The sequence below is a fragment of the Kitasatospora sp. NPDC005748 genome (assembly GCF_040630735.1).
Classification (GTDB): Bacteria; Actinomycetota; Actinomycetes; order Streptomycetales; family Streptomycetaceae; genus Kitasatospora.
Genome location: NZ_JBEXYD010000022.1, coordinates 1 through 24,645 on the forward strand (window position 1 = coordinate 1; position 24,645 = coordinate 24,645).

General features: G+C 73.7%; 16 protein-coding genes and 2 pseudogenes. 7 read left to right on the forward strand and 11 right to left on the reverse strand.

Annotated elements, in window-relative coordinates; translation table 11 throughout:
• Nucleotides 1-289: 289 nt before the first annotated feature.
• The 3 genes from ABZ495_RS18095 (at nucleotide 290) to ABZ495_RS18105 (ending at nucleotide 7,420) form a co-directional block, all read left to right on the forward strand.
• On the forward strand, nucleotides 290-4,585 hold the full coding sequence (locus ABZ495_RS18095) for a HAMP domain-containing protein (protein WP_359836779.1): 4,296 nt from the start codon (nucleotides 290-292) through the stop codon (nucleotides 4,583-4,585).
• A 59-nt stretch (nucleotides 4,586-4,644) separates the two neighbouring features.
• The gene (locus ABZ495_RS18100) at nucleotides 4,645-7,095 is read left to right on the forward strand and encodes a SpoIIE family protein phosphatase (RefSeq protein ID WP_359810079.1); all 2,451 of its coding nucleotides are present in this window, start codon (nucleotides 4,645-4,647) and stop codon (nucleotides 7,093-7,095) included.
• 145 nt (nucleotides 7,096-7,240) lie between these two features.
• Entirely contained in the window at nucleotides 7,241-7,420 is a 180-nt protein-coding gene (locus ABZ495_RS18105) for a hypothetical protein (RefSeq protein WP_359810076.1), read from the forward strand.
• A 268-nt stretch (nucleotides 7,421-7,688) separates the two neighbouring features.
• On the opposite strand, the gene ABZ495_RS18110 is transcribed toward ABZ495_RS18105, so the two are convergent.
• Together ABZ495_RS18110 and ABZ495_RS18115 are read right to left on the reverse strand one after the other, a co-directional pair.
• The gene (locus ABZ495_RS18110) at nucleotides 7,689-8,684 is read right to left on the reverse strand and encodes an iron-containing redox enzyme family protein (protein WP_359836780.1); all 996 of its coding nucleotides are present in this window, start codon (nucleotides 8,682-8,684) and stop codon (nucleotides 7,689-7,691) included.
• A gap of 205 nt (nucleotides 8,685-8,889) precedes the next feature.
• A complete protein-coding gene (locus tag ABZ495_RS18115) occupies nucleotides 8,890-9,057 on the reverse strand; it encodes a hypothetical protein (protein ID WP_359810071.1) in 168 nt (55 codons plus the stop codon).
• Nucleotides 9,058-9,396: 339 nt separating this feature from the next.
• Between ABZ495_RS18115 and ddaH the strand changes: the two genes are divergently transcribed.
• Nucleotides 9,397-10,284, forward strand: a complete 888-nt coding sequence (gene ddaH, locus ABZ495_RS18120; RefSeq protein ID WP_359810069.1) for a dimethylargininase — start codon at nucleotides 9,397-9,399, stop codon at nucleotides 10,282-10,284.
• A gap of 75 nt (nucleotides 10,285-10,359) precedes the next feature.
• Here ddaH and ABZ495_RS18125 read toward each other — a convergent pair whose 3' ends face one another.
• Nucleotides 10,360-11,451: a glutamate--cysteine ligase gene (locus ABZ495_RS18125; protein WP_359810066.1), complete on the reverse strand. Its 1,092-nt coding sequence runs from the start codon at nucleotides 11,449-11,451 to the stop codon at nucleotides 10,360-10,362.
• A 164-nt stretch (nucleotides 11,452-11,615) separates the two neighbouring features.
• Between ABZ495_RS18125 and ABZ495_RS18130 the strand changes: the two genes are divergently transcribed.
• Nucleotides 11,616-12,005, forward strand: a complete 390-nt coding sequence (locus ABZ495_RS18130) for an STAS domain-containing protein (RefSeq protein ID WP_359810063.1) — start codon at nucleotides 11,616-11,618, stop codon at nucleotides 12,003-12,005.
• A gap of 95 nt (nucleotides 12,006-12,100) precedes the next feature.
• Here the strand turns inward: ABZ495_RS18130 and ABZ495_RS18135 are convergent, their stop codons facing one another.
• Nucleotides 12,101-13,108, reverse strand: a complete 1,008-nt coding sequence (locus ABZ495_RS18135; RefSeq protein WP_359810060.1) for a PHP domain-containing protein — start codon at nucleotides 13,106-13,108, stop codon at nucleotides 12,101-12,103.
• Nucleotides 13,109-13,443: 335 nt separating this feature from the next.
• Here ABZ495_RS18135 and ABZ495_RS18140 point away from each other — a divergent pair.
• Together ABZ495_RS18140 and ABZ495_RS18145 are read left to right on the forward strand one after the other, a co-directional pair.
• A pseudogene (locus ABZ495_RS18140) lies at nucleotides 13,444-13,707 on the forward strand (2Fe-2S iron-sulfur cluster-binding protein); the annotation flags it as partial.
• A gap of 257 nt (nucleotides 13,708-13,964) precedes the next feature.
• Nucleotides 13,965-14,486 carry a TerD family protein gene (locus ABZ495_RS18145; protein ID WP_359836782.1) on the forward strand — a complete coding sequence of 174 codons (522 nt, stop codon included), beginning with the start codon at nucleotides 13,965-13,967 and terminating at the stop codon, nucleotides 14,484-14,486.
• Between the two features lie 923 nt (nucleotides 14,487-15,409).
• Here the strand turns inward: ABZ495_RS18145 and ABZ495_RS18150 are convergent.
• The 7 genes and pseudogenes from ABZ495_RS18150 to ABZ495_RS18180 all read right to left on the reverse strand — a co-directional run.
• Nucleotides 15,410-15,565 (reverse strand): annotated as a pseudogene (locus ABZ495_RS18150) (DUF4345 domain-containing protein); the annotation flags it as partial.
• Between the two features lie 37 nt (nucleotides 15,566-15,602).
• A complete protein-coding gene (locus ABZ495_RS18155; protein WP_359836785.1) occupies nucleotides 15,603-18,032 on the reverse strand; it encodes an arylsulfatase in 2,430 nt (809 codons plus the stop codon).
• Entirely contained in the window at nucleotides 18,029-19,783 is a 1,755-nt protein-coding gene (locus ABZ495_RS18160; protein ID WP_359836787.1) for an ABC transporter ATP-binding protein, read from the reverse strand. The genes ABZ495_RS18155 and ABZ495_RS18160 overlap by 4 nt, the downstream gene beginning before the upstream one ends.
• Complete coding sequence (locus ABZ495_RS18165; protein ID WP_359808331.1) at nucleotides 19,780-20,637, reverse strand: ABC transporter permease; 858 nt, start codon at nucleotides 20,635-20,637, stop codon at nucleotides 19,780-19,782. The genes ABZ495_RS18160 and ABZ495_RS18165 overlap by 4 nt, the downstream gene beginning before the upstream one ends.
• 5 nt (nucleotides 20,638-20,642) lie before the next feature.
• Nucleotides 20,643-21,587, reverse strand: coding sequence for an ABC transporter permease (locus ABZ495_RS18170; RefSeq protein ID WP_359836789.1), 945 nt, complete (start codon nucleotides 21,585-21,587; stop codon nucleotides 20,643-20,645).
• Between the two features lie 3 nt (nucleotides 21,588-21,590).
• Entirely contained in the window at nucleotides 21,591-23,177 is a 1,587-nt protein-coding gene (locus tag ABZ495_RS18175) for an ABC transporter substrate-binding protein (protein ID WP_359836791.1), read from the reverse strand.
• A 107-nt stretch (nucleotides 23,178-23,284) separates the two neighbouring features.
• The gene (locus ABZ495_RS18180; protein ID WP_359836793.1) at nucleotides 23,285-24,595 is read right to left on the reverse strand and encodes an ROK family protein; all 1,311 of its coding nucleotides are present in this window, start codon (nucleotides 24,593-24,595) and stop codon (nucleotides 23,285-23,287) included.
• Between the last annotated feature and the right edge of the window lie 50 nt (nucleotides 24,596-24,645).

Consider the following 24,645-nt stretch of genomic DNA (forward strand, 5'->3'; position numbering starts at 1 on the left):
GGCGACGGTCTGCCGCCGACCGGCCTGCCCGAACTCCGGCTGGCCGGGCTCGCCGAGCCCGCCGCCGCCCTGCTGCCCGTGGGGGCGGGGGGCCCGACGTGAGCGGGGTCACGGCCCCGTCCCGACGGGGGAGTTCACCCTGGCGGAACAGGTGGAGTACCGTCCCTGACGGTACGGACTGGTGCCTTGCGCGGCCGTGTGGCCCGGCCCTCGGCCGGGTCCGAGGCCGGAGCGGGCGGTGACTGTGGCGGGCCTTCGGCCCGGCACCTGACGAGGAAGCGACGTCCCGATGGCGGGCACGACGAAGTCCCAGGCACAGCGCACGACGAGCGACACCGCGCAGGTCGGGGAACCGGACCTGCGGCGGCTGCTGGCCGGGCTGACCGCCGTACGCGACGGCGACTTCGGCACCCGGCTGCCCGACGATGCCGACGGGCTGCTGGGCGAGATCGCCACCGTGTTCAACGGCATGGTCGACCAGCTCTCCCTGTTCACCTCCGAGGTGACCAGGGTCGCCCGCGAGGTCGGCACCGACGGCCGGCTCGGCGGCCAGGCCAAGGTGCCCGGCGTGTCGGGGACGTGGAAGGACCTGACCGACTCCGTCAACGCGATGGCCGGCAACCTCACCACCCAGGTCCGCGACATCGCCCAGGTGGCCACCGCCGTCGCCAAGGGCGACCTGTCGCAGACCATCACCGTCGACGCCCGCGGCGAGATCCTCGAACTCAAGAACACCGTCAACACGATGGTCGACCAGCTGTCCGCCTTCGCCGGCGAGGTGACCCGGGTGGCCCGCGAGGTCGGCACCGACGGCCGGCTCGGCGGCCAGGCCGACGTCAAGGGTGTCTCCGGCACCTGGCGCGACCTCACCGACTCGGTCAACTTCATGGCCGGCAACCTCACCGCCCAGGTCCGCTCCATCGCCCAGGTGGCCACCGCCGTCGCCAAGGGCGACCTGTCCCAGAAGATCAACGTCGACGCGCGCGGCGAGATCCTGGAGCTGAAGGAGACCATCAACACGATGGTCGACCAGCTGAGCGCCTTCGCCGGCGAGGTGACCCGGGTGGCCCGCGAGGTCGGCACCGAGGGACGCCTGGGCGGCCAGGCCGACGTCCGGGACGTCTCCGGCACCTGGCGGGACCTCACCGAGTCGGTCAACGTCATGGCCGACAACCTCACCGCCCAGGTCCGCTCCATCGCCCAGGTGACCACCGCCGTCGCCCAGGGCGACCTCTCCCAGAAGATCCGGGTGGACGCGCGCGGCGAGATCCTGGAGCTGAAGGAGACCATCAACACGATGGTCGACCAGCTGAGCGCCTTCGCGGACGAGGTGACCCGGGTGGCCCGCGAGGTCGGCACCGAGGGCAACCTCGGCGGCCAGGCCACCGTCCGTGGTGCCTCCGGCACCTGGAAGGACCTCACCGACAACGTCAACGTGATGGCCGGCAACCTCACCGGCCAGGTCCGCTCGATCGCCCAGGTGGCCACCGCCGTCGCCAAGGGCGACCTCTCGCAGAAGATCACCGTCGAGGCCAAGGGCGAGGTCGCCGCGCTGGCCGGCGTCATCAACACCATGGTCGACACGCTCTCCGCGTTCGCGGACGAGGTGACCCGGGTGGCCCGCGAGGTCGGCACCGAGGGCACCCTGGGCGGCCAGGCCCGGGTCCCGAACGTGGCCGGCACCTGGAAGGACCTCACCGACAACGTCAACTTCATGGCGCACAACCTCACCAGCCAGGTCCGCAACATCGCCCAGGTCACCACCGCCGTCGCCAAGGGCGACCTCACCCGCAAGATCGACGTGGACGCGCGGGGCGAGATCCTGGAGCTCAAGACCACCATCAACACCATGGTCGACCAGCTGAGCGCCTTCGCCGCGGAGGTCACCCGGGTGGCCCGCGAGGTCGGCAGCGAGGGCCGGCTCGGCGGCCAGGCCGAGGTCGAGGGCGTCTCCGGCACCTGGAAGCGGCTCACCGAGAACGTCAACGAGCTGGCCGGCAACCTCACCCGCCAGGTCCGCGCGATCGCCGAGGTCACCAGCGCGGTCGCCGAGGGCGACCTGACCCGCTCGATCACCGTGGACGCCTCCGGCGAGGTCGCCGACCTCAAGGACAACATCAACTTCATGGTGGAGTCCCTGCGTGAGACCACCCGGGCCAACGAGGAGCAGGACTGGCTCAAGTCCAACCTCGCCCGGATCTCCGCCCTGATGCAGGGCCGGCGCGACCTGCCCGTCGTCGCCGAGCTGATCATGGACGAGATCACCCCGCTCGTCGCCGCCCAGTACGGCGCCTTCTACCTGGCCGAGGACACCGGCGGCGCCACCTTCCTCAACCTGATCGGGTCCTACGCCTTCCCCGCCGGCGCGAGCCCCACCCGGTTCAGGCTCGGCGAGTCCTTCGTCGGCCAGGCCGCCCGCAGCCGGCGCACGATCGCCGTCGACCGGCTGCCGGCCGGCTACGTGAGCGTCTCCTCGGGCCTGGGCCGGGCCGAGCCGACCTCGCTGATCGTGCTGCCGATCGTCGTCGAGGAGCAGGTGCTCGGCGTCATCGAGCTCGCCGCGCTCCAGGACTTCACCCCGGTGCACCAGGCCTTCCTGGAACAGCTGATGGAGACCATCGGCGTCAACGTGAACACCATCGTCGCCAACGCCAGGACGGACGAGCTGCTCGGCGAGTCCCAGCGCCTCACCTCCGAACTGCAGGTCCGATCCGCGGAGTTGCAGGCCCGCCAGGAGGAGCTGCAGTCCTCCAACGCGGAACTGGAGGACAAGGCCGCCCTGCTCGCCGCCCAGAACCGGGACATCGAGACCAAGAACCTGGAGATCGAGCAGGCCCGCCAGGAGCTGGAGGACCGCGCACACCAGCTCTCGCTGGCCTCCACCTACAAGTCGGAGTTCCTGGCCAACATGAGCCACGAGCTGCGCACGCCGCTCAACAGCCTGCTGATCCTCGCTCAGCTGCTCGCCCAGAACCCGACCCGCAATCTGACGGCCAAGCAGGTCGAGTACGCCGGGATCATCCACTCCGCCGGCTCCGACCTGCTGCAGCTCATCAACGACATCCTCGACCTCTCGAAGGTCGAGGCCGGGAAGATGGACGTCTCCCCGGAGCGCATCCCGCTGCGCCAGCTGCTCGACTACGTCGAGGCCACGTTCCGGCCGCTGACCAGCCAGAAGAGCCTGGCCTTCCAGGTCACCACCGCCGCCGGAGTACCCGCCGAACTGCTCACCGACGACTACCGGCTGCGGCAGGTCCTGCGCAACCTGCTGTCCAACGCGGTGAAGTTCACCGAGCGGGGCAGCGTCGACCTGCGCATCGAGCTCGCGGACGGCGCGCAGCTGCCCGAGGTCGCCCGCCGCGACGACGGTCCGGTGGTCGCCTTCCACGTCGTGGACACCGGCATCGGGATCGACCCCCAGCACCTGGAGAGCGTCTTCGGCGCGTTCCAGCAGGCCGACGGCACCACCAGCCGCAAGTACGGCGGTACCGGCCTGGGTCTGTCCATCAGCCGGGAGATCGCCTTCCTCCTCGGCGGCGCCATCACCGCGCAGAGCACCCCGGGTCAGGGCAGCACCTTCTCGCTCTACCTGCCCGCGGCCAGGGCGGAGTTCGTCGAACTGAGCGGCCAGGCCCCGCGGGAGGCCCTGGAGCCCGGCCCGGCCGAGTCGGCCCGGCCGGGCCAGGACGAGCAGGCCGGGCAGCCGGGCACGCCGGAGGTCGCCCAGCCCAAGCGGCTGCTGGTCATCGAGGAGCGGCAGCGCGGCCTGCTCTCCCTCGTCGCGGAGAGCGCCGTCGCCGACCTGACCGGGCACGCCGACCTCGGCGGACCGCGCGGGGCGGTCGAGGTCATCACCACGGTAGGGGCCCAGGAGGCGGCGGAGACCCTCGCCGCGACGCCGTGCCACTGCGTGGTCCTCGAACTGGACCTGCCGAACGGCGCGGCGCTGGACTTCCTGGAGGAGATGGCACGGGACGCCGCGCTGCACAGCGTGCCCGTCCTGGCGCACAACAACCGGCGCCTGGGGGCCGAGCAGGAGCGGCTCCTGCAACAGCGCGCCACCGTGCAGCCGCTCGAACTCCTCTCCAGCCTGGACGAGTTGCGCGAGCGCATCGCCCTGCACCTGAGCGCGGAGCAGCCCGGCGACGTGCTGCCGCTGGTCCGTGCCGAGGACCCGGCCACCCCGCTCGCCCAGGACGTCGACGGCTCGCTCGCCGGACGGACCGTCCTGGTGGTCGACGATGACGACCGCAACCTGTACGCACTGACCGGGATCCTGGAACTGCACGGCATGCGGGTGCTGCAGGCCGAGAACGGCCGCGCCGCGATCGACACCCTCACCCGCAACGCCGGTGTCGACCTGATCCTGATGGACGTCATGATGCCGGAGATGGACGGCTACGCCGCCACCACCGCGATCCGCGCCATGCCCGCGTACACCGATCTGCCGATCATCGCCGTCACCGCGAAGGCGATGATGGGTGACCGGGAGAAGAGTCTCGCCTCCGGGGCCAGCGACTACGTCACCAAGCCGGTCGACGCGCGCGACCTGATCACCTGCATCGAGCGGTGGCTGAGGCCGTAGCGCGACCCCCACCGGACCAGGCCACTCGACCCGACACCGTGCAACCCGAGGAGATACCGATGCGCGACCGCCAACCGCCTCGGGACGCAGACGACCGCCCCAACCCCGCGCCGCACCACGGCGACGTGGTGAACCGGATGCCCGCCCAGTCCGTCGTCGCCCAGCGGTCGCCGGTCGGCCGGCCTCCGGACAAGCCGGCCGACTCCGGTGTCATCGGCCGGCTGACCACCACCGTCGAACGCCTGCGCCGCGAACTCACCCTGGCGCGGGCCGAGGCGGACGGCCGGGCCTTGATCGAACTCGCCAAGGGGATCCTGGTCGAGCGCCTGGGCTACGGCCCCGCCGACGCCCTCCGGCAGCTCGAAGACCTGGCGGGCCAGTCCAACGTGTCCGTCCTGGAGCTGGCGGCCGACCTGGTCAACCAGGCCTCGCACGACCGGATCGCGGACCTCGCCCGCGAGTTCCTGGCCTCCACCGGCGAGCCGTCGGTGGGCGTTCGGCTGCGCAGCGCGGAGACCGGCATGCTCGGGGCCGACGACGTCCAGGCCGTCGCGCAGTCCGCCCTCGAACACGCGCTGCGGCCGCTCGGAGCGCAGGCGGTGGCGATCTGGGCGGCCAACTCCGACCAGTCCCTGACACTGGCCGGCAGTGCCGGTTTCGCGGAGGAGGAGGCGAGGCGCTGGCGCCATGTCCCGCCCGGGGTGCCCGTCCCCGCGCGCCGCGCGCTGACCGAGCGGGCCACCGCGACCTACCAGTCGCTGGCCGCCGCGGGCCTCCCCTCGATCGGGCAGCGGGAGTTCGGCGGCGGACGGCTGGCGGTACCGGCGGGCGCGGGCGGCCGGATCACCGGCGTCCTGGAGGTCTGCTGGAGCGGCGGCCTGCCTCCGCAGTCCCAGTCGCTGCAACGGCAGTTCGAGGCCCTGGCGGAACTGTGCGTCACCGCCCTGGAGTCCCGCCCGGCCGTCGTCGACACCAACGGCGGCACCGACCCGGAGACCACCGACCTGCTGGAACTGGTCCACGGCCTGAACGACCCCTGCCTGATCATGCACCCGGACGTCGACGCGTCCGGCCGGGCCACCGACTACCTGATCAAGCACCTCAACCCGAGCTTCGAGGACTTCGCCGGGCGGCCGCGCAGCGCCATCGTCGGCGCCCGGCTGCTGGAGGCCTACCCGCTGGCCGCCGAGCCGGGCGGCCTCTTCGAGATGATCGAACACGTCCTCGCGACCGGCGAGTCCTTCCGCTCGCCGGGGATGATCCTGTCCGCGCTGGTGGACGGCGTCCGGCTGACCACCCGGGCCCGGGTGAGCATCAGCCGCCACGGGGCCTACGCGGTCGTCGTGTGGCGGACCGAGGACGGTACCGCCCGGGTCGCCAACCTGCTCCAGCACGCCCAGCGCCTCGGGCGCATCGGCGGCTTCGAGGAGAACCTGCACACCGGCGAGATCGCCTGGAACGAGACCCTGTTCGACCTCCACGGCCTCCCCCCGCACGCCGAACCCGTCCCGCTGGAGCAGTTGCCGACCCATGCGCACCCCGACGACGGGCATGCCATCGGCCGGTTCCTGCGCACCCTGCTACACCACCAGCGGCCCGCCTCGACGGCCTTCCGCCTCCAGCGCGCCGACGGGATCGCCCGGCACATCCGGGTGGTCGCCGAGCCCGTCCTCGACGCCGACGCCCGCATCGTCGCCGTCCGCGGCGCCTACCAGGACGTCTCCGCCCAGCACTGGACCGAGGTCGCCCTCGCCGCCACCCGCGACCAGCTCGCCCACACCGAACAGCAGGCCGCCGAACGCAACCGGCTGGCCCTGCAGCTGCAGCACGCCATCATGCCGCCCAGCCGCGGCCCGTTGGACCTGCACGACCTGCGCGTGGCGGTGCGCTACCGGCCCGCCGAGAAGGACCACCTGGTCGGCGGCGACTGGTACGACGCCCTCGCCCTGCCCACCGGCCAGGTGCTGCTGTGCGTGGGCGACGTCGCCGGACACGGCATCGAAGCGGCGACCGGGATGGTCGCGCTGCGCAACGCCCTGCGCGGGCTGGCCGCCACCGGTGCCGGCCCTGGCCAGCTCCTGGGCTGGCTGAACACCGTGACCCACCACCTCACCGACAACGTCACCGCGACGACCGTCTGCGCCCTCTACGATCCGCGGACCCGGGCCCTTCGGTGGGCCAGGGCGGGTCACCTCCCGCCCATCCTGGTGCGGGACGGCCGCGCGACCGAGCTGCCCACCGTCGCCGGCATCCTGCTCGGTGCGATCGACCAGGCCGACTACGACGAGGGGGAGATCCGGCTGGAGGCCGGGGACACCCTGATGATGTACACCGACGGCCTGATCGAGCGCCGGGACCGCTCCCTGGAGCAGTCGCTCGCCGACCTGCTGAGCACCGCCGGGGACGCGGACGGCGTCGCGGAGCTCGACCGCCGGCTCGACCACCTCCTGCGGTACAGCAGCTCCGACACCGACGACGACACCTGTCTGATCGGGATCACGGTCCGCTGAGCCGTCGGGCCCCGCCGGAGCTTCGCGGAGTCCGCCGGCCGGGTGCCTACGCGACCCCGGCTCCGTGCGGGACAGAGGGAGCGGGGAAGCCGCCTGGCGCCCCGCTCCCCCGGCGGGGGAAGCGGCGCAGCGAGAGGAACACGCCATGAGCACCCCGGACGACGAGCAGGTACAGGTACGGGACGGTGAGCAGGCACGGGACCGCTCCGCGGAGGAGAGGTCCGTCACGGCCCCCACCCCGGCGGACGTGCGGGCCAAGGCCGAGGGCTCGGAGGAGGACGACGACGAGCCGGAGGCTCCCGGGGCGGACGTCCGGGCGCCCTGACGCCGGAGCCGCCCGGCGCCGGATCCTCCCGACGCCGGGCGGCTCGGGCCGGCCGAGCGGGCGGCCGGGCCGTTTCGGGCGGTTTCCAGCGGTCGTCGCACCACCTGACCGGTGGGCCAAGGCCGCGAGCAGCGCGCAGAGACGCTCGGCCGGGGCTTTCCCGGCCGAGCGTCCGGCGTGCGTGGGCGGCGGTCGGGCTGGTCGGCGACGGCGCCCCGGCCCTCCGGCCCGTCAGGGAGCCGCCCGGTCGGGTCGGGTCGGGCCGGGCTCAGGCGGGCCCGTCCGGCAGGGGTGAGCGCAGCGAACTGCGGCCGGCCTTCCAGTGCTCCAGCAGGTGGGCGGCGAACCGGTCGTCCACCACCTCGGCCGCCGCGATGCCGAACGCGATGTCGGGCTCCAGCTCCGCCTCGCTCGCGAGCAGCTCTCCGATGACACCGCGCCGCATCAGCTGTTCGTGAACGGCGTCCGCCTCGATGTGCTCGCGGTAGAAGAGCGTGCCGTCCGGCCCCGCGCCCAGCCGTTCCAGGGCGGCCGCCAGCCGGGCGGAACCCGGCGAGGAGGTGACCTCGACGACGGCGAACAGGCCGACCGCCGCGCCCCGCAGGGACCGGTGCAGGCCGAACAGGGTCATCAGGTTGACCACCGCCAGCGCGGGGGCCGGAACGCGGTCCAGGTAGTGCCCGTAGCCGGGGTCGAGGCCCAGGTCCGCCATCATCCGGGCGAAGAGCAGGGCGTGGGCGCGGTCCGGCCGGCCCGCGCCGTACTCGTCGAACGCGACCGCCATCAGGGCCGCCTGCGCCGGACCGTGCACCCGGGGGATCATCCACAGCTGCGGGTCGGCCTCCTTGAGGTGGTAGACCGAGCGGTGCACCAGGTACTCCCGGGCCTGCCAGCGCTCGCCCTCGGCGAGCAGGTAGTGCGACGGCCCGGAGCCGTCGACGGGCTCGGTCAGCAGCTGTTCCAGGGCGTCACCGACCCGCTCCGCCGGCTTCGCCTGATCCCGGACGGCGGCGAGGAACGGCACTTCGAGCTCCCGCCGGAACGCCAGCAGGGCGGGATCCCACTCCCAGTCGGGGTCCACGCCCGCCAGACCGCGGTCGTGCAGGTCGTAGCACAGGTGGAGGGCGAGCTGGTGGTCCTCCCCCCACGGGTCCGAGGGCGGCCCCGGTGCCACGACCGGCCGGCCGGAGCCCGGCGGGCCGGCCGCGACGGCTTCGAGTACGGCGCCGGAGAGCGGGCCCCGGGCCTCGGGCAGGGCGTTCACCGCCCGCTCCGAAGGCCGTCCGGGGCCCCTCGCCGGGCTGCCCGGCGCTCCTCGGTCCCGGTGAACGCCGTCCGGCCCCGCTGTCGCATCATGCCCGTCTCCTGTCGTCGGACGTCCCTGTCCGTCCGAGCGGCTGCCCGGCATCCGCCCGGACTAACCTGCGGTCCGTCCGAGTGAGCAGCTGGCCCGGCCCCGCCGGACCGGGTCAGCGCATCGGCCGCCGACCGGCTCGCCGGACCCGGAACGCGGCCACCGCGAGTGCCACGAGGAACACCACGACGCCGATGACCAGCAGGTACGCCAGACCTTCGGCGACCGCGCCGATCAGTCCGAGCACGATCGCCGCGATCACCAGCAACAGAACCCAGACCATGGTCCGACCGCCTTCCGTCGATTGCCGAGCACCGCCCGGGGGCCGGCCGGGGTGCACCGCTCCCGACCGTCCGGGCGGCGGACCGCGCTCGGACGGCACGGTGCCACTGTGACCGGGGCCGGTGTGACTGGGGCCGGTCCGTCCGGCGTCGGTGTGGACGGGATCGGTGTGAGCGGGATCGGCACCCTGGCGGCTGCCCAGTCGCGGCCGCTCCCAAGCGGCGCCCGGACGCGCCGTTTCGGCCCGGGCCCGCTCGGGCACACGCCCGAGCGGCCGGCTCAGCGGCCCTCGGGGACGGGCGCCGATCCCGGCGCGTCGCCACGACCACAGGGGGCGTCGATGTCACCAGCTCTGCGAACCGCACGGAAGCGCCACTACCTGATGTGCCGGCCGACGTACTTCGCCGTCGACTACGCGATCAACCCCTGGATGGATCCCGCCCGGCCGGTCGACTCGGCCCGGGCGGTCCGCCAGTGGGAACGCCTGGTGAGCCTGTACCGCGACCTGGGGCACAGCGTGAGCCTGGTGGAGCCGCGCCCGGGTCTGCCGGACATGGTCTTCGCGGCGAACGCGGCGAGCGTCGTCGACCAGCGCGTGCTGGTCTCCAGGTTCCGGCACCCGGAGCGCGCGGCGGAGGCGGACGCCTACCGGCAGTGGTTCACCGAGCGGACCTTCCGCCGGGTCGCCACGGCCGGCCACGTCAACGAGGGCCAGGGCGACATCCTGCCGGCCGCCGGCCTGCTCCTGGCCGGGACCGGATTCCGTACGGAACCGGCCGCCCACGCCGAGGTCCAGGCCCTCCTGGGACTCCCCGTGGTGACACTGACCCTGACCGACCCCCGCTTCTACCACCTGGACACCGCGCTGGCCGTACTCGGGGACACCGAGGCCATGTACTACCCCGGCGCCTTCGACCCGGCGGCCCGCGCCACGCTGGAGGCCCTGTTCCCGGACGCCCTGCTCGCCGAACGCGCCGAGGCGGAGGCCTTCGCCCTCAACGCCGTCTCCGACGGCCGCCACGTCGTCCTGCCCCCGTCCGCCGTCCGGCTGGCCGCGCAGTTGGAGGAGCGGGGGTTCCAGCCGATCGGCGTCGGGATGGGCGAGTTCCTCAAGGCCGGCGGCGCCGCCAAGTGCTGCACGCTCGACCTGCACGGTTGCGCCGAGGGCGAGCCCATCCGGCTGCGCCGGGACGCCGAGGTGGCCGAGGACACCCGGGAGGCCGCCTGAAGCCTCCCCCGCTGCGGCCGAACACGCCCTGTGAGGCGGCGGCCCCGCGCGGGCCGGACGCGGCCCGGCGGGGGCTCAGGCCCCCGTGGTCTGGTCGGCGATCATGCGGACCAGACCCTCGCGGCCGGCGCGGCGCAGTTCGCCGAGCTGGCGGACCGCTCCGTTGCCCTCGCGCAGGGCCCGCTCCAGCACCGGGGTGATGTGCCTGCCGTCGTCCCCCATCGCGGGGGCGGTGAACTCCACCAGGGCGGCGACCGCGTCGCCGAACGCCCGCAGCCCGCCGTGGAGCGGGTCGAAGACCTCATCGGCGCAACCGTGGCGGGCGCCGCGCCACAGGGCCGCGTCCAGGGTCTCCGGCCGGAACGCGGCGGCCGGCGGGCCGGGTATCTCCTCGCCGAGCAGCCGGGTGGCGAGGGCACGGACGGTACCGGCGAGCATCACCGCCTCGTCCGGGCGCAGCTGGACGTCCATGGCGCGGATCTCGACGGTCGGGTAGCGCTCCGAGAGCCTGATGTGCCAGTAGATCTGGCCGGTGTCCGGGATCAACCGGTCCTCCACGAGGGCCCGGATCCGCCGGTCGTACTCCTCGGGGCCGTCGATGAACGGCGGCAGACCGCTGACGGGCCAGCGGTTGAAGACCACCGTGCGCCAACTGGCGAAGCCGGTGTCGGTGCCCTGGGACAGCGGCGAGTTCGCGGCCAGCGCGACCAGCAGGGGAAGCCACGGCCGCAGTCGGTTCTGCAGCGCGACGCCGGTGGCCCGGTCGGGGATGCCCAGGTGGATGTGCATGCCGCAGATGAGCTGCTCGTCGGTGAGGCGCCGAGCGTCGCTGTGGATGGCCCGGTAACGGGCGGTGTCGGTCACCGGCACGGGCAGCCGGTCGGTGAACGGCGCACTCGCGCAGGCCGCGAGGAGGCAACCGTCCTGGCGCGCCGCCTCGCCCAGCGCGTGCCGCATCCGGACGAGGTGTCCGCCGATCTCGTCGAGTTCCCGGCAGACGGGCGTCGCTACCTCCAACTGCGCCTGCAGCAGCTCGCGTTGCACCTCGCCGTGGTCCATCGCGGGCTGCAGGTCGGCCGCCCGGCGCACCTGTGCGGCACGTGCGACGGGGGTGCCGGCCGAACGGTCGAGCAGGAGGTACTCCTCCTCCACTCCAAGGGTGATCATGTCTCGCGCATACCCGCCGCTCCGGCGTCCACTCCTGGTGGCCGTGGCACCCCCTGCGCCCCGGCTGCTCCCCGCCGGCCCGGCCGGCGGGGAGCAGCCGGAGGGCGGCGGCCGCGGTTCGGATGGGCCCGCAAGGGTAGACGTCGCGGCTGGAGGTGTTCACCATGACCGGAAGGGCTTCCACGGGAGGACTGCTCGCGGTCTCGTGCTCCGAGGAACGCGACGGCGTGGTCGTGTGCACCGTGAACGGCGCACTGGACATCCAGACCGCCGAGACGCTCCAGGGCGCACTGCGACAACGGCTGGCCGCGACCCCGCCGCCCGAGGTACTCGCGGTCGATCTGCGGGGCGTGGGCTTCTGCGACTCCACCGGGCTCAACGCCCTCCTGCTCCTGCGGTCGGAGGCCGAGCGTGCGGGTACGTCACTGCGCCTGGCCGGAGTACGGCCGAGGGTGTGGCGGGTCCTGGACACGACCGGGACGGCGACGGTGTTCGCCGTCCACCCGGGGGCGGCGGACATCCGCCCGGCGCGGACGCGCAGCGGCGCGGGGTGAGCAGCCGGCCCCTCCGGCCGCGGCCCGCGGCGACGGCAGGCACGCCCCCGGCAGGCCGGTGACGGTCGTCCGACCCGCTCGGCCGGTCAGGGCTCTCAGGCCCGGGCGCGGGACCGGCCGGTCCACTCCAGCAGCCGCTCGCGCGGCCAGGTCGTCACCAGCCGGTCCCGCCCCAGGCCGATGCGTGCGGCGCGCGCGTAGCCGGAGCTCTGCCAGTGCAACTGCTCCGGCGCGTGGGCGTCGGTGTCCACGGCGAACAGGCAGCCCGCCTCTGCCGCCAGCAGCAGCAGGTCGTCGGGCGGGTCCCGCCGCTCGGGCCGGCAGTTGATCTCCACCGCCGTGTCGGCCTCGGCGCAGGCCCGGAAGACGGCAGCGGCGTCGAAACGCGACTGCGGCCGGCCCCGGCCGGTGACGATCCGACCGGTGCAGTGCCCGAGCACGTCGGTGTAGGGGTTGCCCACCGCCGCCACCATCCGGGCGGTCATCGGGCCCGGTTCGGCGCGCAGCTTCGAGTGCACCGACGCCACGACCACGTCGAGGCGGCCGAGCAGTTCCTCCGTCTGGTCCAGCGAGCCGTCGTCCAGGATGTCGCACTCGATCCCGGAGAGCAGCCGCAGCGCCCCCGGGCGGCTGTCGACGGCCGCCACCGCTTCCAGTTGGAGCCGCAGCCGCTCCGGGCCGAGGCCGTGCGCGACGGTGAGCCTCGGCGAGTGGTCGGTGAGCACGGCCCAGCGGTGCCCCAGCGCGCGGGCGGCATCCGCCATCTCCTCGATCGGGCTGCCGCCGTCGGACCAGTCGGAGTGCATGTGGCAGTCCCCGGCGCTCGCGGTCACCAGCTCCCAGCCGGACCGGGCGGCCAGGCCGACGTCCGACTCCAGCCGCGCGAGGTAGGCGGGTGTCCCGCCCGCCGAAGCCTGGGCGATCACCTCCGCGGTCACCGGGCCGACGCCGCGCAGTCGACCCGCCGCCGCCGCGTCGACCGGGCCGACGGGCAGTGCTCCGACCGCGTCGGCCGCCGTGTGGAAGGCCCGGACCCGGTAAGGGGAGGCGCCGCGCCATTCGAGCAGGAAGGCGATCCGCCGGAGTGCTTCGGTCGGGTCCATGGCACCACGGGTCCTCTCCTCGGGCCGGCGCCACCCGGCCCGGATCTCGGCGCGCCCCCAGGTGTCCCGGATCCCGCCGCGCCGGACACGGCCCTCTCCTCGCCGGCGGGAGCACCGCACGGCGCCTACCCGGGACGGGGGCCCCGACACGGTCGGTCCCCAGGCCGTGCGGACACCGGACGGCGGACCAGGGCCACCGGCCACCACCGGGTGCCGACGGGAGACGGGTGCCCGCGGGTGCCGGATGCCCCTGAAGGGGGACGGAACGTGCGGCGAAGCGGTGGTCGCGAGGATCCACAGTTGTCCTCCCGGACACCCGGTGGAATGCGTGGCCCATGGACCCCACCCACACGCTGCCGACCGGCAGCGAGATCACCCTGACCGCGAACGGCCGGGCGCACACGCTCGTGGTCGACCACCGGGCCACGCTCCTCGACGTGCTCCGCGAGCGGCTCGTACTGACCGGCGCGAAGCAGGGCTGCGACCACGGCCAGTGGGGCGCCTGCACCGTGCTGCTGGACGGACGGCGGGTCAACCGCTGCCTGCTGCCGGCCGTCGCCCAGGACGGCGCCGCCGTCACGACCGTGGAGGGTCTGGCCGGTCCGGACGGGCCGCACCCCGCCGGTCAGCCAGCGGCCGCTGGCGGGGCGGCGAAGGTCTCGCGGGGCCCGAAGTCTGGGTAGGTCAGAGGGCGGATCTGGGGTTCGATGATGAGCACGGTCACGCCCGTGTCGGCCCGAGGCGCCGACTGCTATTGATAGTATGTCAATTACATATTATGGCAATGCTGTTAACCGCCAAGGACTGGTACGCAACAGCGCAGATCCGGTCGGTGCGACGACGAAGGGACAGTCCGGTGAGCAGTCTCAACAAGGGTCTGGAACGGATCGAAGTAGGCCTGTTGTGGGATCCGAGTCCCGCAGGCTCGGCCCGCCACGATCTGGACCTCGTCGCCGCGACATACACCGCCGCCGCCCCGTCCGGCGCCCCCGCCTACCTGGTTCACTTCGACCACCGCGCTCCCGACGGCACGATCACCCTCACCCGCGACAGCCTTGACGGCAAGGGCCTCGGCGTCGACGAACGCCTCGTCCTGGAGCTCGACCGTCTGGCCGACCGCTACGTCCGGGTGGTCGTGGGCGTCGCCATCCAACAGAACGCCGGCCGACTGACGTTCGGGGACATAGCGAACCCCGTGGTGAAGATCCGGAACGGGCGCGATGAGTTCGCGGCTGTGGACTTCGCCGGCGCCGGTGAGGCAACAGCGGCGAGGGTCGCGGAGTTCGTCCGGGACAGCTCGGGGGCCTGGGGATTCCAGCCCGGCGTCTACGGCTTCGATGCCGATCCGGCGACTTTCGCGAGGATCATGGGCACCTGAGACCTGTTGCAGAAGGTCGGGCAGGAGTAGGCCGGGATGCCTTGAACAACTCCTGCCGACACCATGCGGTGCGGGCCGTCTCCCCCGTGGTTCGGATCTTGTCACGGTGCGACAGTGGGCTGGTCTCTCCGGTCGGCCCCGGGGCTGTGAAGCGTTCTGACGTGACGGATGCCGAATGCTTCTGGAACAGTCCGGGGCCCCGAACCCCCGGTCCACCGCGCCGATGGCTCGATCGGTCAGCGGCGTCCTCCAGCAGCTCCCCGGTGAGGGTGAGGACCGTCGCCCCCGACGGATGGGTGTGGACGGCCATGGCCAACACTGCCTGTTCGGCGGCGTACCCGGGAACGGACAGCACCACCGCCTGGCGGCGGCCGCTGCGGTAGTACTCATCGGGTGCCGAGTCGGGAACGGCCGGGCCGATCTGCGGGAACTGGGCGAGGTAGGCGAGGTTCCTCGTCCCCCGGCCGGGTCAGTGGCCAGTCGCGTACCAGGAGCAGTGCGCCACCGCAAGGACGGCCCCGAGGTGGCCCTCGACCTGCCGGAGAAGATCACCTCCCGGCACGCCCTCGCCCTGACTCCCACCCAGGTGGGCCTCAACGGCCGCGCCACCCGCAGCGCGACGGAGGTGACCCGCACCGCGCCGGGCCCCGGACGCCATCGTCGAAGCGGGTGCCGGTGCGAACCGGGGGGACCAGGTGAGCGCCGGTGATTGCGCGCCATCGACCGGTGCGGACTCGACGAGCTTGAACACCGTCGGGAGGGCCGCGGTCGGGTTGCCGGTACGCCAGGAGACCATGGTGCGGAGGTTGACCGTGGAGAACGTCGACCCGATCGGACTCGTACTCGGTGGCCCGGGTGAAGATCACGACCCGCCGGCCGGAGCCGTCCCCCACCGCTGCCGCACCCCCGGCTCCAGCTCCCGCCCCGGCCGGCCCGCGCACGGCCGTCGCCGGGATCGGCCGCTGCCGGGCGACCCACAACCAGGCCAGTCCGTACCCGGCGAAGATCACCCCGAAGAAGCGCCCCAGGCTGCCGCTCGTCGGCACGGCGGCGCCCGCACCGGGGAGGGAGGCGTTGCCCGTTCTTCAGTCGCTGAGGCCGGCCGGGCCGGGCGGTCTACTCGAAGGCGGCCGCCGCCTCCCGCAGCGCCCGGACGACCGTCTCGGGGTCGTACGGCGCCGGCTCACCGGGCAGGTAGGTGACGGCGTGCAGTCCGCCGGTGTAGCGGAAGGAGCGGTGCCGTTCGTGCACCGGCCAGGAGACCGGGGACTTGCGGTCGATCCCGACGCTGATGCCCTGGAACGGTGCCATGCCGATCAGTTGGTGCACCGGGCCGAGCCGGCCGCCCTCCGCGCCGTCCACCAGGATGCGGAACTCCCACTTGAGGTCGGCCACGGCCGTGGCCTCCAGGGTGATCCGGCGGGCGCCCGGCGCGAGCGGGCCGCCGTCGGCCTCGAAGAGCTCGCCGTACTGGTTGTAGGCGAAGTGCAGCCGGCCGTCCTCGACGTAGAGGCTGTAGCCGCCGCCCTGGTCGCCGTGCGAGACCAGGACGCCCCGGTCGTCCGCGCCGTGGGCGGTCAGCTCGACCTCGACGGCGAAGGAGCGGAAGGAGATCAGGCGGGAGGAGCGGTAGCGCTCCAGCTCGGGGGTGCCGGCCAGCAGGGTGACCGGCCGGCGGAGGCGGTCGGCCTCGGGGCCGCGCAGGGCGAGGGCGCCGCTGCCGTCGGCCAGCGGGAACACGCCGTTGCGCCAGGCGGCGGCCTCCCACGCGGCGGCCAACTCCTCGACCAGTTCCGGGTGGTCGGCGGCGACATCGTGGATCTCGGTCGGGTCGGTGCGCAGGTCGTACAGGGCCCACTCGCTGTCGTCGTACGGCGCGCCGAACCGGTGCAGGGTGACCAGCTTCCAGCCGTCGCGGTAGTAGCTGCGGTTGCCGGTCATCTCGCAGTACTGCTCGGGGTGGGTGGACGGCGCGCCGGGCGTGCGCAGCACGGGGGCGAAGCTGATGCCGTCGAGCGACTGCACCGGTTGCCCGCGGCGCTCCGACGGCCTTTCGACACCAGCGAGTTCGAGCAGGGTGGGCAGGATGTCGGTGACGTACTGGTACTGCGCGCGGACCCCGCCGTCAGCTTCGGCGCGGGGCAGCCCGGCCGGCCAGGAGAGCACGAACGGCACCCGGACGCCGCCCGCGTAGGTCTGGCCCTTGTAGAAGCGGAACGGCGTGTTGGAGGCCATGCCCCAGCCGCGCGGGTAGTGGACGAGGGACTGCGGGCCGCCGATCAGCTCGATCTCCCGCTCCACGTCGGGGTTCCAGTCCTCGGGCAGGTTCGGGTGGTGGACGAAGCGGCTGAAGTAGCTGCGGGTGCCCTCCGCGCCTCCCTCGCCGGTGCCGCCGTTGTCCGAGGTGAACACGATGATGGTGTTGTCGAGTTCGCCGAGCGCGGCGAGGGTGTCGGTGAGCCGGCCGAGGTTCTGGTCGACGTTGTCGACCATGGCGGCGTACACCTCCATGTAGCGGGCGTACACCTTCTTCTGGACGTCGGTGAGTTCGTCCCACGGGCCGACATCGTGACCGGCTTCGCCGTTGCGCTCGGGCAGCTCGGTGCCGGGCGGGAAGTGACCGCCGGCGAGCTGGCGGGCGAACCGGGCGGCGCGCAGCTCGTCCCAGCCGCCGTCGTACCGGCCCTTGTGCCGGGCGAGGTCGGCCGGCTTGGCCTGGAGCGGGCCGTGCACCGCGTTGTGCGCCAGGTAGAGCAGGAACGGCTTCTCGGCGTCGTGCGCCCGCAGCGACTTCACCATGGCGATCGCCTGGTCGGTGATGTCGTCGGTGTAGTAGTAGCCCTCGGGGAACTCGTCGATGTCCAGCGGGCTGTTGTCGCGGACGAGTTGGTGCGGGTGGAACAGGCTGGTGAGGCCCTCCAGCACGCCGTAGTACTGGTCGAAGCCTTTCTGCAGCGGCCAGTTGGCGCGGTTGTCGGCCGCGTTGGAGGCGGAGTCCCGGGTGAGGTGCCACTTGCCGACGGCGTAGGTGGCGTAGCCCCGGTCGTGCAGCAGCTCGGCGAGGGTGGGGATGTCCCCGGCGACCTCCATGCCGTAGCCGGGGAACCCGGGGTCGGCGTTGGCGACGAAGGAGTAGCCGACCCGGTGCGGGTTGAGGCCGGTGAGGAGGGCGGCGCGGGCGGGAGAGCAGAGCGGCATGGTGTGGTAGTTGGCCAGCTTGACGCCGGTCGCCGCGAGCCCGTCCAGGGTGGGCGTGGGGATCTCGGAGCCGAACGGGCCGATGTCGCTGTACCCCATGTCGTCGATCAGGACGACGACGATGTTGGGCGCGCCCTCGCGCGGGCGGACCGGCTCCGGCCAGGCGGGGGTGGAGGCGCCGAAGGTGCGGCCGACGGTGCCGGGGAACCCGGCGTAGGGGTCGCGGCGGTGCGGGTCGGCGGCGGTGTCGGCGGCGGTGTCGGCGGCGGTGCCGGTGCCGGTGCCGGTGCCGACCGCGTCGGGGCGGGCGTCCGCGTCGGGGCGGTGCGGGTCCGGGGTGCTGGTCATACGGGGCTCCGGGTGGTGAGGTGCGGGGCGAGCTGCGGGGCGGACTCCAGCCGGGGGACGGCGGCCAGGAGTTCGGCGGTGTACGGGTGTTCGGGCGCGGTGACGACGCGGTCGGCCGGGCCGGTCTCGACGATCCGGCCGCGGTGCATCACCGCGATCCGGTGGCTCACCTGCCGGACCACCGCGAGGTCGTGGGCGATGAAGAGGATGGCGAGCCCGAGCTCGCGCTGGAGCCGGGCGAGCAGCTCGATCACCTGCGCCTGCACCGAGACGTCCAGCGCGGAGACCGGCTCGTCGCAGATCAGCACGCTCGGCTCGGGCGCCAGCGCCCGGGCGATGCCGATCCGCTGGCGCTGGCCGCCGGAGAAGGCGCGCGGGTGCCGGTCGGCCGCGGCCGGATCCAGCCCGACCTGCCGGAGCAGTTCGGCGACCCGCTTCTCCCGGGTCGCCCGGTCGCCGAGCCCGTGGGCGATCAGCGGTTCGGCGATGATCTGCCCGGCCGTCATCCGGGGGTTGAGCGAGGCGTACGGGTCCTGGAAGACCATCTGCACCTCGCGGCGGGCGGCGGCACCGCCGCCGCGGCCGAACTCCTCGCCGCGGAACCGGATGGTGCCGGCCGAGGGGGCGTGCACCTGGACCAGCGCGCGGGCCAGCGTCGACTTGCCGGAGCCGGACTCGCCGACCAGCCCGAGCGTCTCGCCGGGGTGCAGGACGAGGTCGACGCCGTCCAGCGCGGTGACGGCCCGTCGGCGCGGCCCGTACGTCTTGCCCACCCCGCTGACGGTGAGCAGCGGTTCGGGGCCCGGGGTGCTGTTGGCGGCGGCCTCGGAGGGGGCATCCAGCCGTGGCACGGCGGCCAGCAGCTCCTTGGTGTACGGGTGCCGGGGCGCCGCGAGCACCTCGGCCGTCCGGCCCTGCTCGACCACCCGGCCTTCCCGCATCACCAGGATCCGGCGGCACGTCCGGGCGATCACGCCGAGGTCGTGGCTGATCACCACGAGGGCGGTGCCGGTCTCCCGGTTGATCCGGGCCAGCAGCCGGAGGATCTGCTGCTGGACGGTCGGGTCGAGTGCGGTGGTCGGTTCGTCGGCGACGAGCACCTCGGCTTCGTGGGCGAGGGCGAGCGCGATCATGATCCGCTGGCGCTGGCCGCCGGAGAACTGGTGCGGGTGGTCGCGCAGCCGGCCGGCGGCGTCGGGGATGCCGACCAGGCCGAGCAGCTCGACCGCCCGGGCGGCCCGCGCGGTGCGGTCCGCCGTGCCGTGCGCCCGCAGGGCCTCGTCCAGCTGCTTGCCCACGGTGAGCACCGGGTTCAGCGAGGACATCGGATCCTGGAAGATCATCGCGATCCGCCGTCCGCGCAGCTCGCGCAGGGCCGGCTCGGGCAGCACGGCGAGGTCCTGGCCGTCGAGCTCGACCGAACCGCCGGTGATCCGGCCGCCCGGCGGCAGCATCCGCAGCAGGGCCAGCGCGGTGGTCGACTTGCCGGAGCCGGACTCGCCGACCAGCCCGAGCGTCTCCCCGGCCGCCAGCTCGAAGCCGACCCCGTCGACGGCGCGGACCCCGGGGGCGGCGCTGACCCCCCGGCCGGTGGCGGCTCCGGCTCCCTCCCCCGCGCCGCCGAACTCGACGGTGAGGTCGCGGACCCGGAGCACCGGGCTCCTCTCGGGACTGCTCCCCGGGCGGCTGGCGGGGCCGTGCTCCGGGTGGCTGTCGGGGCCGTGCTCCGTGCGGCTCGCCGGGCGGCTCATCGGCGCACTCCCTTGTTCAGCGCCTCGGCGATCAGGGTGAAGCCGAGGACCAGGGCGGTCGTGGCGGCCAGCGGGGCGGCCGCGAACGTGGGCTGGGTGGAGAGGTAGGCGACGGACTGGCTGAGGATCGAGCCGAGGGTGGGCTCCGGCGGCCGGACGCCGAGGCCGAGGAAGCTCATCGCGCCCTCGATGAAGACGCCGATGGAGAGCGCGACGGCGGTCTGCACGATCAGCGGGTCGGCCGCGTTGGGGACGACGTGGCGCAGCAGCACCCGGAGCCGGGAGGCTCCGCCGACCCGGGCGGCCAGGGCGTACTCGCGCTCCCGCTGGACGAGGATGCCGGCCCGCAACTGGCGGCCGAAGCCCGGGATCTCGGCGAGCGCGATGACGATCAGGACCGGCCAGCGGCCGGGGCCGAGGACGGCCGTGACAGCCAGGGCCAGGATGATCCCGGGGAAGGCGAGCAGCAGGTCGAAGACGCGCTGGACGGCGAGGTCGGCCACCCGGGACGAGGCCGCGAGCAGGGCGAAGGAGCAGCCCAGCAGGGCGCCGGCCGGCACCGCGGCGAAGGTGATCGCGAGGTCGGTGCCGGTGCCGTGCAGCACCCGGCTGAAGAGGTCGCGGCCCAGGTCGTCGGTGCCGAAGGGGTGGGCGGCGCTCGGCCCGGCCAGGGCCAGCGCGCTCTGGGCGTTCGGGTCGAGGTCGGTGAGCAGCGGCGCGGTGAGGGCGGCCAGGGCGATCACGCCGACCAGGACCAGGCCGGTGAGGCCGCGCCCGGTCAGCAGCCCGGCCAGGTAGCGGTTGTGGCGGCGGGCGCCGGGGGACTTCGGCCGGTCGGCCGTGAGGACGGTCATCGGTTTCACTCCCACCGGATCCGGGGGTCCAGCCACGCGTACACCAGGTCGGTGAGCAGCTGGACGGTGACGTAGACGGCGACGATCAGTAGCAGGAGGTCCTGCACGACGGGGTAGTCGCGGCGGATCACGCCCTGTTCGATCAGCTGGCCGAGGCCGGGCCAGGCGAAGATCCGCTCCACCAGGACGGCGCCGGCGATGAGTTGGCCGATCTGCAGGCCGAGCACGGTGATCGCGGGCGGCAGCGCGTTGGGCAGGGCGTGCTGCCAGACGATCCGCCGGCGGGAGACGCCGAGTGCGGTGGCGGTGCGGACGTAGTCCTCGGCGAGCGCGCGCTCCATGCCGTCCTTGAGGTAGCGGGCGAGCACGGCGGCGCTCGGCAGGGCCAGGCAGACGGCCGGCATCAACAGGTACTGGACGGCGAGGTCGGGCTGGTCGAGCAGCGACTCGTGGCCGCCGGCCGGCAGCAGCCCGAGGGTGACCGCGAGGAGCAGCACCAGCAGGACGCCGGTGACGAACGGGGGCACGGCGAGGACCGCGGTGGTGAAGGCGCGGACGGCGGCGGCGACCGGCCGGCGCCGGGTGGTCGCGCCGAGCACCCCCAGCGGGAGGGCGATCAGGATCACCAGCAGCAGGGCGCCGAGGGTGAGTTGGACGGTGGCACCGAGGCCGTTGCCGATCAGGTCGGCGACCTGCCCGCCGATCGCGTAGCTGGGCCCGAGATCCCCGGTGACGAGGTGGCCGAGCCAGCTGACGTACTGGGTGGGCAGCGGTCGGTCGAGGCCGAGCCGGCCGCGGACGGCGGCGACGGCCTCCGGCCCGGCGTCGGGCCCGGCCAGCGAGGTGGCCGGGTCGCCGGGGATCAGCCGGAGGATGAGGAAGACCAGGAAGGAGGCGAGGACGAGGACGAGCAGCCCCGAGGGCAGCCGTTTGACGAGGAAGGTGCGCATCGGTCAGGCCGTCAGGTAGGCGTCGTCGAGGTTGAGGTAGCCGAACTTGTTGAGGTCGGCGCCGCGGGCCTTGCCGCCGGCGACCTCGACCAGGCCGGCGATGGCGAGGTCGATGACGAACTCCTCGTCCAGCAGCACGTCGGTGATCTGCTGGTAGAGCGCCTTGGCCTCGGCGCCGTCGCTGTCCGGCCGGTTCCAGGCCTTCTGGACGACGCCCGTGTAGGCGGGCGAGCTGAAGCGCGAGCTGTTCTTCGCCTCGTTGAACGGGTAGGCGCTGACCGCCAGGGTGGCCGGGTGCAGCTGGGCGAAGCCGTGGCTGAGCGTCCAGAGGGCGGGCATGGTCTGGGAGATGAGCTGCTTCTGCATGGTGGGGGAATCGGTGGGCTGGAGCACCGTCTCGATGCCGACCTGCTTGAGGTCGTACTGCAGGATCTGGGCGACGGCGGTGGAGCCGGGCTCGTTGGAGTGCGCGAACGGCAGGGTGATGCTGTCGAGGCCCGCGTCCTTGAGCAGCGCCCGCGCCTTGTCCGGGTTGTGGCTGTAGCGGGTGGCGTTGGCCTCGCTGTAAGCGGGCGAGGACTTGGGCCAGGGGGCGGAGGAGACGGTGCCGTACCCGCCGAGGGCCTGCTGGACGAGCCGCTCGCGGTCCACCGCCCAGGCGATGGCCTGCCGGACGCGCTTGTCGCCCACGTGCTCGCCGGTGAGGTTGGCGCCGATGTAGTAGGCGCCGGCGCCGGTGTCGTACTGCTTGATGTGGAACTGCGGGTCGTCCTTGAGGGTGGCCACGTCCTTGCCGCGCACGGAGTAGGACAGCTGGGTCTGGCCGGTCCTGAGCGAGGACAGCAGGGACTCCGCCTGCGGGACGATCCGGATCTCCACGCCGTCCAGGTAGGGCCGGCCGGGGTTCCAGTACTTCTCGTTGCGGGCGAAGGTGATGGAGCTGCCGGGCTTTCGGTCGGTGAGCGTGAACGGGCCGGTGCCGATCAGTTTGGTGCCGGCGACGGCCTCCTCGACGCTGACCGAATCCGGGATGATCATGAACTCGAAGAGGTCGAAGAGGTTGCTCACCGGGTGGGCGAGGACGAGGGTCAGCTCGAAGTCGCCGTTCTTCCGGAAGTCCGTGACGGCCGCGGCGGTGGACCGCAACTGGGCCGAGCGGGCCGGGTTCTGGAGGTTCTTGACGGCGAACACCACGTCGTCCGCGGTGAACTTGCGGCCGCTGTGGAAGAGCACGTCCTCGCGCAGCTTCAGCGTGACCCCGGTACCGTCCGCCGCCACCTGCCAGGAGGTGGCCAGCTCGGGCTGCGGCTGGAGCCGGTCGTCGTACCTGGTCAGGGTGTTGAAGACCAGGCGCTGGACGAGGGTGTTGGCACTCTGGGCGAAGAGCAGGCTCGGGGTGAAGTCGACACCGGCGCCCACCGTGAGGACGCCGCCCCGGCGCGGGCCCGCCGATCCGCTCGCGGCGGAGGTGGCGGTGTCCGCGGCCGAACGGCAGGCCGCCAGCGTCAGCAGGCCGGCGCCGGCGAGGCCTCCGCGGAGCAGGGCCCGGCGGGAGACGCCGGGGGCGGAGGAAGTGGTGAACGCGGTCATAACGGGTCCTTCGACGGGGTGGTCGGGCGGGCGGGCGAGTGGGAGGGGTGGGGCTGGGGTACTGGGCGGCGGGGGGTGCCGGGTCGTGGGGTGGCGGGGTCGTCCGGTCAGAGCAGCCGGCCGGGGCCGGCGGGCGGCGCCGGGGCGGACGCCGTCGCCTGGAGCGGCCGGGCGTACAGCACGCCCAGGACGGCGGCGCCGGCCGCCACAGCGAGCGCGTCGGCCCCGCGCCGCTGGGCGATCAGCAGGTCCGCGTCCCGGTGCAGGTGCGAGCGGAGCGCGAACTCGGCCCGGACCACGTCCAGGTAGACCGGGTCGAGTACCGCGAAGGTCTCGGTGAGCACCAGCAGGTCGGGGTTGACCACGTCCGCCAGCAGGGCGAGGGCCCGACCGACGATCGCGGCCCGGCGGCGGACCAGGAGGCCGGCCCGCCGGTCCCCGGCCTGCACGGCGGCGATCAGCTCGGCCCGGTCGGGCCGGGAGGTGATCCCGTCCGCGGCCGCCGCCTCGAAGAGCGTGGTGTCCGAGGCGGCGGCCGCCAGACAGCCGGTCCGGCCGCAGTGGCAGAGCGTGTCGTCGCCCGGCACCGGCAGGTGGGCGACGTCGCCGGTGGCCGAGGCGGGGCCCAGGTGCACCACGCCGGCCACCGCGAGCGCCGCGTCCACCACGTGCCCGACGAAGAGGTGCACCATGGAGCGGCGGGCGGCCGGGTGCCCGAAGAGGATCTCCGCCTGGGTGAGCGCCCGGGCGTGGTTGTCCACCCGCACCGGCAGTCCGGAGGCCCGGGAGAGCAGCTCGCCGAGCGGCATGTCCTTCCATCGGAGCGGATCATGCCGGACAGTCATGCCGCGGTCCGGATCGACCGTGCCACCGGTGACGGCGCCCAGCCCGACCACCGTCCGGCCACCCGGCACCTGGGCGAGCAGCCGGGGCAGCCGCTCCAGCAGTGGCCCCAGCACGGCGTGCCCGGTACGGCCGCGGTTGCTCAACTCCTGTCGGCGGAGCACGTTTCCGCGCAGGTCCAGCAGGGAGAAGGTGGTGTACGGCACCCCGATGTGCAGCCCCGCCACCGCCAGTCGGCCGGTGTCGATGTCCACCGGCAGCTGCGGCCGCCCGACCGTGCCCGCCCCGCCGCCGGTCAACTCGGGCCGCTCGCAGAGCAGTCCGATCCGGGTGAGGTCCACCACCTGCCGGGACACCGCGGAGGCGCTCAGCCCGGTGAGTGCGGCGACCCGGCTGCGGGCGATCGGCCCGCGGTCGAGCACGGTCCGCAGCACGGTGGCGGCGTTGACATCCCGCCGGTCGTCCCCGATACGGCGCTCGTCGCCGGTCCGCCGCTCGTCCCCGATACGGCGGTCGTCGCCGGTCCGCCGGTCGTCCGCGGGGCGGAGGGCGGGGTGCGGGAGCGTGTCGGACATCGCGGGTGCCTTTCGGGCTGCGGGGCTACGGGGTTGCGGGGCGCCGGCCT

Coding starts and splice junctions, on each gene's coding strand:
- ABZ495_RS18095 (WP_359836779.1), top strand. CDS start 290: ATGGCGGGCACGACGAAGTCCCAGGCACAGCGCACGACGAGCGACACC.
- ABZ495_RS18100 (WP_359810079.1), top strand. CDS start 4,645: ATGCGCGACCGCCAACCGCCTCGGGACGCAGACGACCGCCCCAACCCC.
- ABZ495_RS18105 (WP_359810076.1), top strand. CDS start 7,241: ATGAGCACCCCGGACGACGAGCAGGTACAGGTACGGGACGGTGAGCAG.
- ABZ495_RS18115 (WP_359810071.1), bottom strand. CDS start 9,057: ATGGTCTGGGTTCTGTTGCTGGTGATCGCGGCGATCGTGCTCGGACTG.
- ddaH (WP_359810069.1), top strand. CDS start 9,397: ATGTCACCAGCTCTGCGAACCGCACGGAAGCGCCACTACCTGATGTGC.
- ABZ495_RS18125 (WP_359810066.1), bottom strand. CDS start 11,451: ATGATCACCCTTGGAGTGGAGGAGGAGTACCTCCTGCTCGACCGTTCG.
- ABZ495_RS18130 (WP_359810063.1), top strand. CDS start 11,616: ATGACCGGAAGGGCTTCCACGGGAGGACTGCTCGCGGTCTCGTGCTCC.
- ABZ495_RS18135 (WP_359810060.1), bottom strand. CDS start 13,108: ATGGACCCGACCGAAGCACTCCGGCGGATCGCCTTCCTGCTCGAATGG.
- ABZ495_RS18155 (WP_359836785.1), bottom strand. CDS start 18,032: ATGACCAGCACCCCGGACCCGCACCGCCCCGACGCGGACGCCCGCCCC.
- ABZ495_RS18160 (WP_359836787.1), bottom strand. CDS start 19,783: ATGAGCCGCCCGGCGAGCCGCACGGAGCACGGCCCCGACAGCCACCCG.
- ABZ495_RS18165 (WP_359808331.1), bottom strand. CDS start 20,637: ATGACCGTCCTCACGGCCGACCGGCCGAAGTCCCCCGGCGCCCGCCGC.
- ABZ495_RS18170 (WP_359836789.1), bottom strand. CDS start 21,587: ATGCGCACCTTCCTCGTCAAACGGCTGCCCTCGGGGCTGCTCGTCCTC.
- ABZ495_RS18175 (WP_359836791.1), bottom strand. CDS start 23,177: ATGACCGCGTTCACCACTTCCTCCGCCCCCGGCGTCTCCCGCCGGGCC.
- ABZ495_RS18180 (WP_359836793.1), bottom strand. CDS start 24,595: ATGTCCGACACGCTCCCGCACCCCGCCCTCCGCCCCGCGGACGACCGG.